Origin of the sequence: Paraphotobacterium marinum, assembly GCF_002216855.1 — a bacterium.
GTDB lineage: Bacteria > Pseudomonadota > Gammaproteobacteria > Enterobacterales > Vibrionaceae > Paraphotobacterium > Paraphotobacterium marinum.
Genome location: NZ_CP022355.1, coordinates 627545 through 644356 on the forward strand (window position 1 = coordinate 627545; position 16812 = coordinate 644356).

Below are 16812 nucleotides of genomic sequence, written 5' to 3' on the forward strand. Positions count from 1 at the left end.
AAAAAAAGGCAGTTTAACTGCCTTTTTTATTAATAAAATATTTAACTTCGTTCTTACCTCAAAAATAATAATCTTAGTTATAATGATAATTGAGATATGTCTGCGAACTGAGAAATAAATACATGTATTCTTTTCAATAAAGTTAATCGATTTTCTCTTTCGTTTAAATTCTCAGACATAACCATGACATTATCAAAAAAGATATTTAATTCAGTCTTAATTTCTAGAATATTGTTAAAAACATCAACATAATTATTATTTTCTGATGAAACCTTTGCTCTCATCTGTATGTCATTAATTTTATTGTAAAGATTAAGTTCAAACTCATTATTTAGGACTATTTCTTTTTTATTAGAAACGTTAATATTTTTTGCATTTTTTTCAACAATATTTTTTAATCTTTTGTTTATTTCAAAAAAATCTTCAATATCATTATGTGACTTGAATTCAGTTAACCCATTAATTTTATGATAAATATCTAATAAGTTATAAGAATCTCCAGCAAACACAGCATTAATTACATCAACAGTAAAACCCTCATCTAATAAATAACTTTTATATCTGGTTAGAATAAAATCAAAAATATTTTCAATTAAGTTTTTAGACTCTAAATTTATTTTATATGTATTATTAGATATAGTTAATATCTTGTTTAAATTTATTGAAATTTTATTAGCTAAAATAATTTTGATAATTCCATTTGCTGCTCGTCTAAGTGCATATGGATCATTAGTACCTTTTGGCTGCAAGCCTATACCAAATATTCCTGTTAATAAATCAAATTTATCAGCTAAAGCTAATGCAATTGATGTTTTAGATTTAGGAACATCATCTTGATTATTTTTGGGTGAGTATTGCTCGGCAATTGCTAAAGCAACTTCCGGTGACTCATTATCAAGTTGAGCATAATATTTGCCAGCAATACCTTGCAATTCTGGTAATTCAAAAACCATAGAAGTCATTAAATCGCATTTAGATAGAAGAGCAGCTCTCTCAATTAATAATTTATCACCATTAATACATAAATTTAAATGACCACTTAGTTCAACTAATCTCGTGGTTCTATCCATTAATGTACCTAATTGTTTTTGAAATAAAGTATCTTTTTGAAGAGAGAGGTAACTTTCTAAAGAGCATTTCCTATCTGAATTAAAAAAGAATTCAGCATCACTAAGCCTTGGTCTTATAACTTTCTCATTACCAGTTATTATAGATTTATTGTTTTCTGTATCAATATTTGAAACAAATATAAAGTTTGGTTTTAATTCATGGTTATTATCATATATGGGAAAGTATTTTTGATCTTTCTCCATTGTTGAAACTAGAGCTTCTTTGGGGACACCTAAAAACCTATCTTCAAAAGAAGCTTGTAATACCTTGGGCCATTCAACTAGTGATGTTACTTCATCTAATAAGTCATCAGAAACTTTGATATTACCATTTAATGATTTTGCTATTGATTCTGATTCTTTTAAAATAATATTCTGCCTTTTGTTAAAGCAAGGAATAACAAACCCTTTATTTTCAAGAATTTTTTCATAATGACTCGCTTTATCAAGTTCAATAATTTGTTCACCCATAAAACGATGACCAAATATTTTATTTGATGAACTAATTCCAAAAATATCACCGTTTATTAATGTATCACCTAGCATCATTGTTAAGGTTTTTACTGGTCTAGCAAATGTAAAGTCATTCTGACCCCACCTCATTGCTTTTGCAACATGAACTTTTTTAAATGCATTTAATGAAATATCACCTATGATTTCTTTTACGGGTCTTCCTTTTATTTCCTTTTTTAAAAATAACCATTCACCTTTTGGAGTTTCAACAAATGAAATATCAGATAATTCAACTTGGTTGCTTTTAGCCCATCCCAGAGCAGCTTTTGTAAAATTACCATCATTGTCGAAAGCTGCTTTTTTAGAAGGTCCTTTTTTTTCCTCGATTATATTTTGTTGATTTTCGGCTATATCAACAACCTCAATAGCAAGCCGTCTTGGTGTGGCATACCATAATACTTCTGAAAAACTAATGTGATTCTTTTCTAAATCTTCTTGCATGTTTTTTTTGAAGTTTAAGCCTAAAGATTTCAGCTCTGACGGGGGGAGCTCTTCAGTTCCTATTTCAATAAGGTAATTTAATTTCATTTTTTTTCCTTAAAAGTAGAATTCTCAAGCATTGGGAAACCTAATTCTTCCCGAGATTTATAGTAACTTTTTGCAACTTTTTTTGTTAAGTTTCTGATTCTTAATATATAGCTTTGTCTCTCAGTAACAGATATTGCTTTCCTTGCATCCAATAAATTAAATACATGGGCAGCTTTAAGTATTTGTTCGTAGGAAGCTAAAGGAAGTGAGACTGGGCTTTCAACTAAGTAAGATGCTTGGGACTCACATTGTTCAAAGAATTTAAATAGAAAATCAACATCAGCATGTTCAAAGTTATATGCAGATTGCTCTCTTTCATTTTGAAGAAAAATATCACCATAGCTTACTGAGCCATTGACATTGTTTGACCAGACAAGATCATAGACAGAATCGACGTTTTGTATATACATAGCCAGCCTTTCTAATCCATAAGTAATTTCTCCAGTTACTGGTTTACAGTCAAGCCCTCCAATTTGTTGGAAATAGGTAAATTGAGTAACTTCCATGCCATTTAGCCAAACTTCCCATCCTAGACCCCACGCTCCTAAAGTTGGGTTTTCCCAGTTGTCTTCAACAAACCTAATGTCATTATCTTTAGGGTTTAGCCCTATTGATTGTAATGATTCTAAATATAATTCTTGTATATTTGATGGTGAGGGTTTTAATATTACTTGAAACTGATAAAACATCTGAAGTCTATTAGGGTTTTCTCCATATCTACCGTCTGTCGGCCTTCTCGATGGTTGTACATATGCTGTATTTATTGGCTCAGGCCCAATAGCTTTTAGGAATGTCATCGGGTGAGAGGTTCCTGCACCAACCTCCATATCTAAGGGTTGCACAATAGAGCAACCATTCCTAGACCAAAAATCTTGTAGAGCGAAAATCATTCCTTGAAAAGTATTTATGTCGTATTTATTCATTATAAGAACCATTTGTTAATCATTTTGTTTCACATGAAACATTATTTTTTCTTTATTAAAAATTTGTAAGGAGTTGAATTTATTTCTTTGGACAATAACTCATGCTCCATAAACCTACAAAAACTTGGTATATCTCTTATGGTAGAAGGGTCATCACTATATACCATTAAAGTTTCTCCATTTTTCATTTTTCTAATTTTTTGTCTAATTATCATTATTGGTTCAGGACACCTTAAACCTAATGTACTTATTTCAAAATCACTTTTTTTTGTCATAATGATATCACTAATCGACCAGTAACTTTTTTATTTATAAGATCTTCAGAATATGAAAGAACTTCTGACAAAGGTATTACCTTCATATTATCTTGAAAATAATTTTCTTTAAATAACTTTTTGGCATTGTCCCAACAGTTTTGTTTGGACTGTAAGTTTTGATAAACTGAATCAATTCCAATTAACTTTATACCTCTGAGAATAAAAGGCATTACTGTTGTGTTAAGCTTATAGCTTTGGGCTAAACCACAAATAATTGCACAACCTGCATACTTAATTTCAGTAAGTAAATTAGACAATATTTCTCCTCCAACACAGTCTATTACTGCAGACCATAATTGTTTATTGAGTGGTTTTTGGTTATTACTTATTTCATTTAAACTATATACTTTACTTGCACCTAGCTGTTTTAAATAATTTTGGTTTGGCTCTTTTCTACTTGTAATAGCGACTACATCATATCCCAAATTGGATAATATACTTATTGAGGAGCTTCCAACGCCTCCACTAGCCCCTGTAATCGCTATTGGTCCATCATTAGGTTTTATATTTTCTTTTAATAAAGATTGAATACACAATAATGCAGTTAAACCGGCAGTACCTATTGACATAGCTTCTTTAGTTGAAAGGTTGGTTGGTAGTTTACATATATAGGCTGAATTAACGTAAGCTCTTGAAGAAAACCCACCAAAGTATTTTTCTCCTAAACCATAACCCGTTGATACTACTCTATCACCTTTAGAGAAGTTTTTATTATTAGACTCAATAACTTTTCCAGCAAGATCTATTCCAGGTATAAATGGAAATGTCTTTACTATTTTATTTGGAGCAGTTATTGCAAGTGCATCTTTATAGTTTAAAGATGAATACTCAACTTCAATGAGAGTGTCCTCAACATTAAGAAAGTCCACGTTTACATTTGTTTTGTATTCAGCCTCAAAAAGATCGTTAATTTTTTTTAAAACAATTGCTGAAATCATAATAAAAGTTACATTTTGTATAAAAATTATTTTATTATACTATAAATTAATAAATTGTATAATCTTTCATCCTTTAAGTGATTATTTTATGAAACCAATTTTAATTTTATACTTTACTAAAGATGGCCATACAAAAAAGATAGCTTCTGTAATTAAACAAAACATTGAATCAAAAAAGTATTTAGTTGATTTGTTAGAGATATCGATGATTCCTTCAGGTTTTAATTTTGAAAAATATGAATCTATTGTATTGGGTATGCCAGTTAGATATGGAAATATAAATAAAAAAGTTTATGATTTTATTAGAAATAACTATAGTAAACTTATAAATAAAAAGCTTTATTTATATATAGTTTGCTTAAGTGCCAGAAAGTCTGAGAAGAGAAAGGTTGAAAATAGCAAATATTATTTAAAATTTATCCAAAAATCTAAGTTGAGTTTTGTAAAATCTGAAATTTTTGCAGGTGTCTTGTGTTACCCTAAGTATAACTTTTTTGATCGAACGATGATTCGTTTTATCATGAAGTTAACTGGTGGAGAAACAGATACAACAATCCCTTATTTATGTTATACAGACTGGGAGCAAGTAAATTTGTTTTCTAATGAAATATTAAGTTGATTTTTATATAAAAAAAAGTTGACAACCTATATTAAAAAGAATAATATGCTCACCTGTTTTAAAGATAAGCTTTAAAGCAAATGTTCTTTAAAAATATAACTAGATAATCTGTGTGGGCACTCGTGAATGATAGTCATTAAAAAAGAATTATCAATGAGCTGAGTGACCGGAATGAATAGAGATATTCATCACAGTCAATTTATTAATCAGAATTCATTGAGCCAAAACTTTAATTGAAGAGTTTGATCATGGCTCAGATTGAACGCTGGCGGCAGGCCTAACACATGCAAGTCGAGCGGTAACAGGGGAGAGCTTGCTCTCCTGCTGACGAGCGGCGGACGGGTGAGTAATGCCTGGGAATATGCCCTAATGTGGGGGATAACCATTGGAAACGATGGCTAATACCGCATAATCTCTACGGAGCAAAGGGGGGGACCTTCGGGCCTCTCGCATTAGGATTAGCCCAGGTGGGATTAGCTAGTTGGTGAGGTAAGGGCTCACCAAGGCGACGATCCCTAGCTGGTTTGAGAGGATGATCAGCCACACTGGAACTGAGACACGGTCCAGACTCCTACGGGAGGCAGCAGTGGGGAATATTGCACAATGGGGGAAACCCTGATGCAGCCATGCCGCGTGTATGAAGAAGGCCTTCGGGTTGTAAAGTACTTTCAGTTGTGAGGAAGGTGGTAGCGTTAATAGCGTTATCATTTGACGTTAGCAACAGAAGAAGCACCGGCTAACTCCGTGCCAGCAGCCGCGGTAATACGGAGGGTGCGAGCGTTAATCGGAATTACTGGGCGTAAAGCGCATGCAGGCGGTTTATTAAGCCAGATGTGAAAGCCCCGGGCTTAACCTGGGAATTGCATTTGGAACTGGTAAACTAGAGTCTTGTAGAGGGGGGTAGAATTTCAGGTGTAGCGGTGAAATGCGTAGAGATCTGAAGGAATACCGGTGGCGAAGGCGGCCCCCTGGACAAAGACTGACGCTCAGATGCGAAAGCGTGGGGAGCAAACAGGATTAGATACCCTGGTAGTCCACGCCGTAAACGATGTCTACTTGAAGGTTGTGATCTTGAATCGTGGCTTTCGGAGCTAACGCGTTAAGTAGACCGCCTGGGGAGTACGGTCGCAAGATTAAAACTCAAATGAATTGACGGGGGCCCGCACAAGCGGTGGAGCATGTGGTTTAATTCGATGCAACGCGAAGAACCTTACCTACTCTTGACATCCAGAGAACCTTTTAGAGATAGAAGGGTGCCTTCGGGAGCTCTGAGACAGGTGCTGCATGGCTGTCGTCAGCTCGTGTTGTGAAATGTTGGGTTAAGTCCCGCAACGAGCGCAACCCTTATCCTTGTTTGCCAGCACTTCGGGTGGGAACTCCAGGGAGACTGCCGGTGATAAACCGGAGGAAGGTGGGGACGACGTCAAGTCATCATGGCCCTTACGAGTAGGGCTACACACGTGCTACAATGGCATATACAGAGGGCTGCCAACTCGCGAGAGTGAGCGAATCCCATAAAGTATGTCGTAGTCCGGATTGGAGTCTGCAACTCGACTCCATGAAGTCGGAATCGCTAGTAATCGTGGATCAGAATGCCACGGTGAATACGTTCCCGGGCCTTGTACACACCGCCCGTCACACCATGGGAGTGGGCTGCACCAGAAGTAGATAGCTTAACCTTCGGGAGGGCGTTTACCACGGTGTGGTTCATGACTGGGGTGAAGTCGTAACAAGGTAGCCCTAGGGGAACCTGGGGCTGGATCACCTCCTTACCTTAAAGATTATATTGATGTAGTGTCCACACAGATTATTTAGTAATGAAGAACAAAGATATGGGTCTGTAGCTCAGCTGGTTAGAGCGCACCCCTGATAAGGGTGAGGTCGGTGGTTCAAGTCCACTCAGACCCACCAATATTTTATTGGTATCATATCTTAACCATGGTTTCATGGGGCTATAGCTCAGCTGGGAGAGCGCCTGCCTTGCACGCAGGAGGTCAGCAGTTCGATCCTGCTTAGCTCCACCAATTCCTAAGATGTTTGATTGAGACACTTTAGGAATTGGTTTTTTTGAAAACCATAGCTCTTTAACAATTTGGAAAGCTGACTAGTAAAATAATTCTAACGAAAGTTAGAAGAGTTCTCAAAAAGCAAAACACATCAAGTGTCTTGTATTTTTAAGATCCGGCGAAACAAAGAACCTTGGTTGTTTAGACATACGTGAGACCCTTTGGGGTTGTATGGTTAAGTGACTAAGCGTACACGGTGGATGCCTTGGCAGTCAGAGGCGATGAAGGACGTACTAACTTGCGATAAGCGTAGATAAGGCAGTAAGAGCCACTTGAGTCTACGATTTCCGAATGGGGAAACCCAACTGCATAAGCAGTTATCCTAAACTGAATACATAGGTTTAGGAGGCGAACCGGGGGAACTGAAACATCTAAGTACCCCGAGGAAAAGAAATCAACCGAGATTCCGGTAGTAGCGGCGAGCGAAACCGGACCAGCCCTTAAGTTTTCATTGTGCTAGGCGAAAGTTTTGGAAAATTCTGCGGTACAGGGTGATAGCCCCGTAGCTGAAGGCGCAATGATAATGAAATCGAGTAGGACGGGACACGTGACATCTTGTCTGAATATGGGGGGACCATCCTCCAAGGCTAAATACTCCTGACTGACCGATAGTGAACCAGTACCGTGAGGGAAAGGCGAAAAGAACCCCTGTGAGGGGAGTGAAATAGAACCTGAAACCGTGTACGTACAAGCAGTGGGAGCCCCTTCGTGGGGTGACTGCGTACCTTTTGTATAATGGGTCAACGACTTAATTTTAGTAGCAAGGTTAACCGAATAGGGGAGCCGTAGGGAAACCGAGTCTTAACTGGGCGAATAGTTGCTAGGATTAGACCCGAAACCAGGTGATCTAGCCATGGGCAGGTTGAAGGTGAGGTAACACTTACTGGAGGACCGAACCGACTAATGTTGAAAAATTAGCGGATGACTTGTGGCTAGGGGTGAAAGGCCAATCAAACCTGGAGATAGCTGGTTCTCCCCGAAAGCTATTTAGGTAGCGCCTCGGATGAATACTACTGGGGGTAGAGCACTGTTAAGGCTAGGGGGTCATCCCGACTTACCAACCCTTTGCAAACTCCGAATACCAGTAAGTACTATCCGGGAGACACACGGCGGGTGCTAACGTCCGTCGTGGAGAGGGAAACAACCCAGACCGCCAGCTAAGGTCCCAAAGTTATAGCTAAGTGGGAAACGATGTGGGAAGGCTTAGACAGCCAGGATGTTGGCTTAGAAGCAGCCATCATTTAAAGAAAGCGTAATAGCTCACTGGTCGAGTCGGCCTGCGCGGAAGATTTAACGGGGCTAAGCTATACACCGAAGCTGCGGCAGCGTGCATTAGCATTGCTGGGTAGGGGAGCGTTCTGTAAGCCGTTGAAGGTGGATTGTAAAGTCTGCTGGAGGTATCAGAAGTGCGAATGTTGACATGAGTAACGATAAAGGGAGTGAAAAACTTCCTCGCCGGAAGACCAAGGGTTCCTGTCCAACGTTAATCGGGGCAGGGTAAGTCGACCCCTAAGGCGAGGCCGAAAGGCGTAGTCGATGGGAAACGGGTTAATATTCCCGTACTTTTTATAATTGCGATGGGGGGACGGAGAAGGCTAGGTAGGCCTGGCGACGGTTGTCCAGGTTCAAGAGTGTAGGCTAATGACTTAGGTAAATCCGGGTCATTGTTAGGCTGAGACTTGATGTCGAGCTGCTACGGCAGTGAAGTTATTGATGCCATACTTCCAGGAAAAGCCTCTAAGCTTCAGATTATAAGAAATCGTACCCCAAACCGACACAGGTGGTCGGGTAGAGAATACCAAGGCGCTTGAGAGAACTCGGGTGAAGGAACTAGGCAAAATGGTACCGTAACTTCGGGAGAAGGTACGCTCTTGACGGTGAAGAGACTTGCTCTTGGAGCTGTTGAGAGTCGCAGATACCAGGTGGCTGCAACTGTTTATTAAAAACACAGCACTGTGCAAAATCGAAAGATGACGTATACGGTGTGACGCCTGCCCGGTGCCGGAAGGTTAATTGATGGGGTTAGTTTTCGGACGAAGCTCTTGATCGAAGCCCCGGTAAACGGCGGCCGTAACTATAACGGTCCTAAGGTAGCGAAATTCCTTGTCGGGTAAGTTCCGACCTGCACGAATGGCGTAATGATGGCCACGCTGTCTCCACCCGAGACTCAGTGAAATTGAAATCGCAGTGAAGATGCTGTGTACCCGCGGCTAGACGGAAAGACCCCGTGAACCTTTACTACAGCTTGGCACTGAACATTGAGCCTACATGTGTAGGATAGGTGGGAGGCTTTGAAACGGTGACGCCAGTTATCGTGGAGCCAACCTTGAAATACCACCCTTGTATGTTTGATGTTCTAACTTAGCCCCATAATCTGGGGTGAGGACAGTGCCTGGTGGGTAGTTTGACTGGGGCGGTCTCCTCCCAAAGAGTAACGGAGGAGTACGAAGGTGGGCTAATCACGGTCGGACATCGTGAGGTTAGTGCAATGGCATAAGCCCGCTTGACTGCGAGAATGACGGTTCGAGCAGGTGCGAAAGCAGGTCATAGTGATCCGGTGGTTCTGAATGGAAGGGCCATCGCTCAACGGATAAAAGGTACTCCGGGGATAACAGGCTGATACCGCCCAAGAGTTCATATCGACGGCGGTGTTTGGCACCTCGATGTCGGCTCATCACATCCTGGGGCTGAAGTCGGTCCCAAGGGTATGGCTGTTCGCCATTTAAAGTGGTACGCGAGCTGGGTTTAGAACGTCGTGAGACAGTTCGGTCCCTATCTGCCGTGGGCGTTGGATGATTGAAGGGGGCTGCTCCTAGTACGAGAGGACCGGAGTGGACGAACCTCTGGTGTTCGGGTTGTTACGCCAGTAGCATTGCCCGGTAGCTAAGTTCGGAATCGATAACCGCTGAAAGCATCTAAGCGGGAAGCGAGCCCTGAGATGAGTCATCCCTGATACTATAAGTATCCTAAAGGGTTGTTGGAGACTACGACGTAGATAGGCAAGGTGTGTAAGCGTTGTGAGGCGTTGAGCTAACTTGTACTAATTGCCCGTGAGACTTAACCATACAACACCCAAGGGGTTTTGCAGGATTTTAAAGATATAAAGATCTTGATGTGTATTGCAAAGTCAGCTTTTCGAATTGTAAACAAATTTTGCTTGGCGACCATAGCATTATGGCACCACCTGATCCCATGCCGAACTCAGAAGTGAAACGTAATTGCGCCAATGGTAGTGTGGGGATTCCCCATGTGAGAGTAGGTCATCGCCAAGCTTCCCTTTTTACGGAGCGGTAGTTCAGTTGGTTAGAATACCGGCCTGTCACGCCGGGGGTCGCGGGTTCGAGTCCCGTCCGCTCCGCCATTACTTTAGGGGATTAGTTCAGTCCGGTAGAACGTCGGTCTCCAAAACCGAATGTCGGCGGTTCGAATCCGTCATCCCCTGCCAATATTGTATTGCTTTATAGATAAGATAGGGGTAATATATTTCATATGGTGATGGAGTTCCACCAATTTAACCGCTCAAATAGAGATAATGACTCCTGCTAGAAAGTTTAATATGTAAAATTAGCTTTATAGTTAGGAAATTACTCAGTCTAAATTAATATTTTCTGATTATAAAAATAAACAGAGGAAATATCTAAATGAATCAAATTATAACTTTATTGTATGTTGCTATGGGCGGAGCTGTTGGCTGTTGTTCAAGATACTTGATATCAGAGCTAATGGCATTTTTATTTGGTAAAAATTTTCCTTATGGGACTTTAACCGTTAATGTTGTAGGCGGATTATTGATGGGGATCTTAGGGGCTTTATTTCAGAGAGAGTTTTTTGATAACATAGATCCTTACAGACAAATTATCGGATTGGGTTTTTTAGGAGGCTTAACAACTTTCTCTACGTTTTCAATGGACAGTATTTTATTACTTCAATCAGGAATGTTCTTTAAGTTCTGTTTGAATATTATATTGAATGTGGTTTTAAGTTTATCTGCTTGTTGGGTAGGATTTCATTTACTTTTCAAAAACTAAAAAAAAATTATTGTTATTTTAAATTGAGTCAATTAATATAAATATATCTTGTCGGAGTGCCTTAAGGCTGAGACTACTAATGTAGGATCCGTTGAACCTGAATAAATTAATATTTACGTAGGGAACAGGAGATTAAATATAACTCTCTAGTTAAGTCATTCAAATAAGATATTTTATGCATTTAATTCTAAGAGATTATAATTATGACTCAAAACAAATCAAAAGACCTTGCAAAATCATTTATTCAAAATTTTAAACATGTTAGTTTTCCTAATTCAAATAAAAAATATATATCAGGTGAAATATATCCTAATATACGCGTAGGTATGCGTGAAATAAAATTATCAGATACTCTAATTGGTGGAACGAAAAATAGTCCAGTTTATGAGCCTAATGAATCAGTTTATGTATATGATACATCGGGTTATTATTCTGATTTAAAAAAAGAAATTAATATTTATTCAGGATTAGAGAAAATCAGAGATAGCTGGATCGAAACTAGAGATGATATTGACTATATCGATGGTACAGACTCAGAATATACAAAAAAAAGAGAAGAAGACATAACTTTAAAGGAAATTAGGTTTCAATCAAATCATAGAATAAAGAAAGGTCAAAAAAATAAAGTAGTTACTCAAATGCACTATGCCAGAAGAGGGATTGTGACCCCTGAAATGGAATATATTGCTGTAAGAGAAAACCTAGGGCTAAAAAAATATAAGAATGAACTATTAAACATAAAACATTCAGGAAATAGTTTTGGTGGAAATATCCCTGAAAAAATAACTGCAGAGTTTGTACGACAAGAAGTTGCTTCAGGACGAGCGATAATACCAAATAACATAAATCACCCAGAATCAGAACCAATGATCATTGGAAGAAACTTTTTGGTAAAAGTTAATGCAAATATTGGTAATTCTTCTGTAACTTCATCAATAGAAGAAGAAGTTGAAAAACTTATATGGGCAACAAAATGGGGTGCTGATACTGTTATGGATTTATCAACGGGAAGAAATATTCATGAAACACGTGAATGGATTATTCGTAATAGCCCGGTTCCAATTGGGACGGTACCAATATATCAAGCTCTTGAAAAGGTTAACGGTATTGCAGAGGATTTAAATTGGGAGGTCTTTAGAGATACTTTGATTGAACAGGCTGAACAAGGTGTCGACTATTTTACAATTCATGCAGGAGTATTGTTAAGATATGTACCTATGACAGCGAAGAGACTTACGGGGATTGTCTCACGAGGTGGTTCAATAATGGCAAAATGGTGCTTATCACATCATAAAGAAAACTTTCTTTATGAAAAATTTGAGGAAATTTGTCAAATCTGTGCACAATACGATGTAGCCCTTTCACTTGGAGATGGACTAAGGCCTGGTTCGATTGCAGATGCAAATGATGAAGCTCAGTTTAGTGAATTAAAAACATTAGGAGAATTAACTAAGATTGCTTGGGGTTTTGATGTTCAAGTTATGATAGAAGGACCAGGTCACGTGCCTTTGCACATGATTAAAGAGAATATGACTGAGGAGCTAAAACAATGTTACGAGGCTCCCTTTTATACGTTAGGCCCTTTAACAACTGATATTGCTCCAGGTTATGATCATATAACATCTGGAATTGGTGCAGCTAACATCGGTTGGTATGGATGTGCTATGTTATGTTATGTTACACCAAAAGAGCATTTGGGCTTACCAAATAAAGAAGATGTCAAAACTGGTTTGATTACTTACAAAATAAGTGCTCATGCAGCAGATTTAGCAAAAGGTAGTCCAATGGCACACATTAGAGATAATGCTCTGTCAAAAGCACGCTTTGAATTTAGATGGGAAGATCAATTTAATTTAAGTCTTGATCCTGAAACAAGTAGAGCTTTTCATGATGAAACTCTACCGAAAGAGTCTGGAAAAATTGCTCACTTTTGCTCTATGTGTGGACCTAAATTTTGCTCAATGAAAATATCTCATGAAGTTAGAAATGAATTCTATAGTAAGATTGATATTAAAAATATAGATAATGCAATGAAACAAAAGTCTAACGAGTTTAATAAGCTTGGGGGTGATATTTACCACAAAGCAGATAATTTATCATAATTTGAGATAAATAAATTTAATTAACGTCATGTTTTACTCGTAAACTTTGACCATGTGACTTTAGTAAAAGACTTACGAGTAACTTTGACCTCAAATTTTACATAGGTTTAGTTTTAATTCTCAGCCAACTTTTTAATTCTTCAGAAAGTTGGGCTTCCAAAGAATTATATACATCAGCATGATAATCATTTATCCAATTGATTTCCTCGTCATTTAAGAGATCTTTATTGATTAGGCTTATATCTAAAGGAACCTTAGTTAAGGAGGAAAAGCCAAGTGAAATTGAATTACCTTTATTTTCTTTTTCAACCACAACTTCTAAATTTTCTATTCTTATCCCAAATTCATTTTCAAGATAGTAACCTGGTTCATTAGAAACAACCATTCCAGTCTCAAGAGGAACATTACTTAATTTACTTATTCTTTGAGGACCTTCATGAACATTCAGAAAATGTCCAACACCATGACCAGTACCATGAGCAAAATCAAGCCCATATTCCCAAAGGTATTGTCTAGCGAATGTATCTATTTGACTTCCACTTGTGCCTTTTGGAAATAAAGATTTAGATACTGAAATATGACCTTTTAAAACTAGCGTGTAAGCATCTATCATCTTTTGGGTGGGCTTACCAATCGCGATGGTTCGAGTTACATCCGTTGTCCCATACAAATACTGTGCACCGGAATCCAAAAGATATAATCCATTTTCAGGGAGTTTGGAGGGATTATCAGAGTTTAAGTGATTATAATGGCACATAGCAGCGTTCGGACCTGCTGCAGAGATAGTATCAAAGCTTGGCTCAATACAATCCTTATTTTCTTTGCGGAACGACCACAGTTTTTTAGACAACGTATCTTCGTTTAATATTTTTTTATTACTAATCGATTGTTCTAGCCATGAAAAAAACTTGACTAATGCAATACCATCATTTAAATGACTTTTTTTAAATCCTTCTATTTCAGTTTTATTTTTGATAGCTTTACGATGGATAGTAGGATCTTCTACATGATTAATATTATTATTGGTTAGTTGATTTTGTGTCCATTGGTTACAAGTCAATGGGTCGACCCCAATATTTAAATCTTTTAATGAAGAGAGGAAACGAGCATAATCATTTACATCATGAATTGTTATTTTAGTTTTGAAATCATAATTTTTTATTTGATTAATAAGATCTGCTTTAACAAAAAAATGGGCCATTCCACTTTTATCAATAATTAGATGAGAAAATATTACTGGTAAACAAGGTATGTCATTACCTCTTAAGTTTAAAATCCACGCGATACTCTCTAGTTGCGAAATAATGAAAAGGTCTAATTTTTTATCTTTTATAAAAGTTGAAATGTATTGAATTTTTTCGTTTGAGGATTGCCCTGTTATTGACTCAGGGAGATGTCTAGTTACTGTATTAGCTTGGCTAGGTTTATCTTCCCAGAAGTAATCTATTGGATTTTCTGATATATTTATAAAAGATAAATTATCCGAGATAAGACTTTCTGTACTTTTCACCCAAGAAATACTATGAACTTTTGGATCAATGGCTATTTTTGAGTTTTTGGCTAAATTATTTAAAAGCCATTCTGTTATAGTATCTGTTGGTATGCTACAGTAATCGAAGACAGAGTTAGGAACCTGTTGCTTGACTTGAACAGTGTATCTTCCATCTACAAATATTGCTGCCTGATTTTCAGATATGACGGCAAATCCACTGGAACCAGTAAAACCAGTAGCCCATAATAGTCTTTCATGGTTTGCAGGCACATATTCACATAAGAATTCATTTTCATGAGGGATGATGATAGCATCCAAATTATTTTTTTTAAGCCAATCTCTAATCAATTTGACTTTTTTTCAATAGTAAATTGCATTTCTTATTATTCCTATATTATTTTGTATAATATATCAAACTTTATTCAAGTTTTAAAATTCTAATTAATTAGCTTTTTTGTTTTTGAAATATAGTGAGGCTATGATGGTGAAAAGTCCTAAAATAAGCCACGGTGTTATGGGCTCACCTAAAAAAAAGTATATCCAAATTATAGATAAAGGTGGTGACAAAAAAATAAGCATCCCTAAACTAGATGGTTTTGAGCTTGTGTCTATTGCTTTTTGCCAAAGGATGTATGAAAAGCCCATTTCAAAACAAGCAAACAAAATAATATAAACCCAATTACTATTAGAGATATTAACATTAAGATGTCCATTTAGATATGTATATATAATTAAAAAAGGAATAGATATTGTGAAGCCAATAGTCAGACTAATTAATGAGTCATGTTTGTTTTTTTTACTTAATATCCAATATAAGCTCCAACAAATTGTGAATAAAAACATTATTAATATACCGAATAAAGACATTGCTTTATGCGATGTGAGAGAGTTACCTAAAATTATAATTAATACACCAATATATCCTAAAATACAGTAAAAAAAGTCTTTTTTTGTGAGTTTTTCTTTTAATATTAACCAAGAAATTAACATAAATGTTATTGGCCAAGTAAAATTAATACTCATACCAACAGTTGCGGGTAAATGCTGATAACCTGTTAATAGAAGACCTAAGGTTAAGAAAGGGTTCATTAATCCATAAATTATAAAAAACAAAGGAGCAGATTTAAATGTATCTATTAAAAAGAAAATTTTTTTTATTTTGATTAAATATACATAAAATATTATTGTAGAAATAATGGTTGAATATAAAAGAAATTGATCAACATTTAGTTTACTTGTTCCTTGTTTTGATACCACAGCGATAGTTGACCAAAAAAAAACAGTAATTAATGCTAAGTAGGTTGCTTTTTCAATTCTAATCATATGACCCCTATTACGATAATGATATACTTAAAAAAATATTATATGGACAATCGGTTTATAATACTAATAATTTAAATGAATTACGGAGAAAATATTCAATGCAACATAAAAACGACGAACAAACTCACTTTGGTTATAAAACAGTAAATAAAAGCCATAAAAGAGAGTTGGTCGCAGATGTCTTTGACTCTGTAGCTACAAAATATGACCTTATGAATGATTTAATGTCTCTCGGTATACATAGAGTATGGAAGGCGAATACTATTGCAAATAGTGGTGTAAGAAAAGGTCAAAAAGTTCTTGATGTTGGAGGAGGTACTGGAGATTTATCTCAAAAATTTTCTAAAATTGTAGGCGTTGAAGGTAAAGTTATTTTGTCAGATATTAACCAATCTATGCTTAAAGAAGGTAGAAAAAAACTGAGAAACTTGGGGTTTATAAATAATATAAGTTATGTTCAGGCTGATGCAGAGCATTTACCTTTTCCTGATAATTACTTTGATTGTGTTTCAATTAGCTTCTGTTTGAGGAATGTAACGAATAAAGAAGCTGCATTGCGCTCAATATATAGAGTTTTAAAACCTGGAGGGAGAATCTTAATTTTAGAATTCTCTAAACCTAATAGCCAATTAATTTCTAAATTATATGATACTTATTCTTTTAATGTTTTACCTATATTGGGTAAAATTATTGCTGGAGATTCAGAAAGCTATAAGTACCTAGCTGAATCTATTCGGATGCACCCTAGTCAAGATGAACTGAAGCAAATGATGCTTCAAGCAGGTTTTGATGAAGTAAAATACTATAATTATACTGACGGTATTGTTGCTTTGCATAAAGGTTTTAAGTTTTAA

General features: G+C 36.7%; 10 protein-coding genes, 4 tRNA genes, 3 rRNA genes and 2 riboswitches. Of the genes, 11 read left to right on the forward strand and 6 right to left on the reverse strand.

All coding sequences use genetic code 11. From position 1 onward, the window contains the following. Positions 1 to 77 precede the first annotated feature (77 nt). From glyS to CF386_RS03405, 4 genes are read right to left on the reverse strand one after another with little or no spacing between them, the layout of a single operon-like run. Positions 78 to 2150 (reverse strand): glycine--tRNA ligase subunit beta, encoded by a 2073-nt coding sequence (gene glyS / locus CF386_RS03390; RefSeq protein WP_089073056.1) that lies wholly within the window; start codon positions 2148 to 2150, stop codon positions 78 to 80. Next, a complete protein-coding gene (glyQ, locus tag CF386_RS03395) occupies positions 2147 to 3073 on the reverse strand; it encodes a glycine--tRNA ligase subunit alpha (RefSeq protein ID WP_089073057.1) in 927 nt (308 codons plus the stop codon). The genes glyS and glyQ overlap by 4 nt, the downstream gene beginning before the upstream one ends. A gap of 41 nt (positions 3074 to 3114) precedes the next feature. Next, positions 3115 to 3348, reverse strand: coding sequence for a sulfurtransferase TusA (gene tusA, locus CF386_RS03400; protein WP_089073058.1), 234 nt, complete (start codon positions 3346 to 3348; stop codon positions 3115 to 3117). Beyond that, on the reverse strand, positions 3345 to 4328 hold the full coding sequence (locus CF386_RS03405) for an acrylyl-CoA reductase family protein (protein ID WP_089073059.1): 984 nt from the start codon (positions 4326 to 4328) through the stop codon (positions 3345 to 3347). Before CF386_RS03405 ends, tusA begins: the two co-directional genes overlap by 4 nt. 88 nt (positions 4329 to 4416) lie before the next feature. On the opposite strand from CF386_RS03405, the gene hemG reads away from it, so the two are divergent. From hemG to thiC, 10 genes are all read left to right on the forward strand, one after another. Beyond that, a complete protein-coding gene (gene hemG / locus CF386_RS03410) occupies positions 4417 to 4947 on the forward strand; it encodes a menaquinone-dependent protoporphyrinogen IX dehydrogenase (RefSeq protein ID WP_158522285.1) in 531 nt (176 codons plus the stop codon). 230 nt (positions 4948 to 5177) lie between these two features. Beyond that, positions 5178 to 6719 (forward strand): 16S ribosomal RNA (locus CF386_RS03415). A 62-nt stretch (positions 6720 to 6781) separates the two neighbouring features. Beyond that, positions 6782 to 6858, forward strand: a tRNA-Ile gene (locus CF386_RS03420). A gap of 37 nt (positions 6859 to 6895) precedes the next feature. Beyond that, positions 6896 to 6971, forward strand: a tRNA-Ala gene (locus CF386_RS03425). Positions 6972 to 7186: 215 nt separating this feature from the next. Further along, a 23S ribosomal RNA gene (locus CF386_RS03430) occupies positions 7187 to 10078 on the forward strand. A 91-nt stretch (positions 10079 to 10169) separates the two neighbouring features. Next, positions 10170 to 10285: ribosomal RNA gene (rrf, locus tag CF386_RS03435) — 5S ribosomal RNA — on the forward strand. The 16S, 23S and 5S rRNA genes sit together here with 4 tRNA genes alongside, the layout of an rRNA operon. A 12-nt stretch (positions 10286 to 10297) precedes the next feature. Next, positions 10298 to 10374, forward strand: a tRNA-Asp gene (locus CF386_RS03440). Positions 10375 to 10381: 7 nt separating this feature from the next. Continuing rightward, a tRNA-Trp gene (locus tag CF386_RS03445) sits at positions 10382 to 10458 on the forward strand. 37 nt (positions 10459 to 10495) lie between these two features. Then, positions 10496 to 10562, forward strand: a riboswitch (Fluoride riboswitch). 92 nt (positions 10563 to 10654) lie between these two features. Further along, a complete protein-coding gene (gene crcB / locus CF386_RS03450) occupies positions 10655 to 11041 on the forward strand; it encodes a fluoride efflux transporter CrcB (RefSeq protein ID WP_089073061.1) in 387 nt (128 codons plus the stop codon). A 42-nt stretch (positions 11042 to 11083) separates the two neighbouring features. Beyond that, positions 11084 to 11182, forward strand: a riboswitch (TPP riboswitch). 62 nt (positions 11183 to 11244) lie between these two features. Continuing rightward, entirely contained in the window at positions 11245 to 13143 is a 1899-nt protein-coding gene (gene thiC, locus CF386_RS03455) for a phosphomethylpyrimidine synthase ThiC (RefSeq protein WP_089073062.1), read from the forward strand. A gap of 97 nt (positions 13144 to 13240) precedes the next feature. On the opposite strand, the gene CF386_RS03460 is transcribed toward thiC, so the two are convergent. Continuing rightward, complete coding sequence (locus CF386_RS03460; RefSeq protein ID WP_089073063.1) at positions 13241 to 14983, reverse strand: aminopeptidase P family protein; 1743 nt, start codon at positions 14981 to 14983, stop codon at positions 13241 to 13243. A 93-nt stretch (positions 14984 to 15076) separates the two neighbouring features. Then, a complete protein-coding gene (locus tag CF386_RS03465; RefSeq protein ID WP_089073064.1) occupies positions 15077 to 15958 on the reverse strand; it encodes a DMT family transporter in 882 nt (293 codons plus the stop codon). Positions 15959 to 16056: 98 nt separating this feature from the next. Between CF386_RS03465 and ubiE the strand changes: the two genes are divergently transcribed. After that, positions 16057 to 16812, forward strand: coding sequence for a bifunctional demethylmenaquinone methyltransferase/2-methoxy-6-polyprenyl-1,4-benzoquinol methylase UbiE (gene ubiE, locus CF386_RS03470; RefSeq protein ID WP_089073065.1), 756 nt, complete (start codon positions 16057 to 16059; stop codon positions 16810 to 16812).

What these genes read in the sequence shown, in the direction of transcription:
- thiC (WP_089073062.1), top strand. Translation starts at nt 11,245, where the DNA reads ATGACTCAAAACAAATCAAAAGACCTTGCAAAATCATTTATTCAAAAT.
- crcB (WP_089073061.1), top strand. Translation starts at nt 10,655, where the DNA reads ATGAATCAAATTATAACTTTATTGTATGTTGCTATGGGCGGAGCTGTT.
- tusA (WP_089073058.1), bottom strand. Translation starts at nt 3,348, where the DNA reads ATGACAAAAAAAAGTGATTTTGAAATAAGTACATTAGGTTTAAGGTGT.
- hemG (WP_158522285.1), top strand. Translation starts at nt 4,417, where the DNA reads ATGAAACCAATTTTAATTTTATACTTTACTAAAGATGGCCATACAAAA.
- CF386_RS03465 (WP_089073064.1), bottom strand. Translation starts at nt 15,958, where the DNA reads ATGATTAGAATTGAAAAAGCAACCTACTTAGCATTAATTACTGTTTTT.
- CF386_RS03405 (WP_089073059.1), bottom strand. Translation starts at nt 4,328, where the DNA reads ATGATTTCAGCAATTGTTTTAAAAAAAATTAACGATCTTTTTGAGGCT.
- ubiE (WP_089073065.1), top strand. Translation starts at nt 16,057, where the DNA reads ATGCAACATAAAAACGACGAACAAACTCACTTTGGTTATAAAACAGTA.
- glyS (WP_089073056.1), bottom strand. Translation starts at nt 2,150, where the DNA reads ATGAAATTAAATTACCTTATTGAAATAGGAACTGAAGAGCTCCCCCCG.
- glyQ (WP_089073057.1), bottom strand. Translation starts at nt 3,073, where the DNA reads ATGAATAAATACGACATAAATACTTTTCAAGGAATGATTTTCGCTCTA.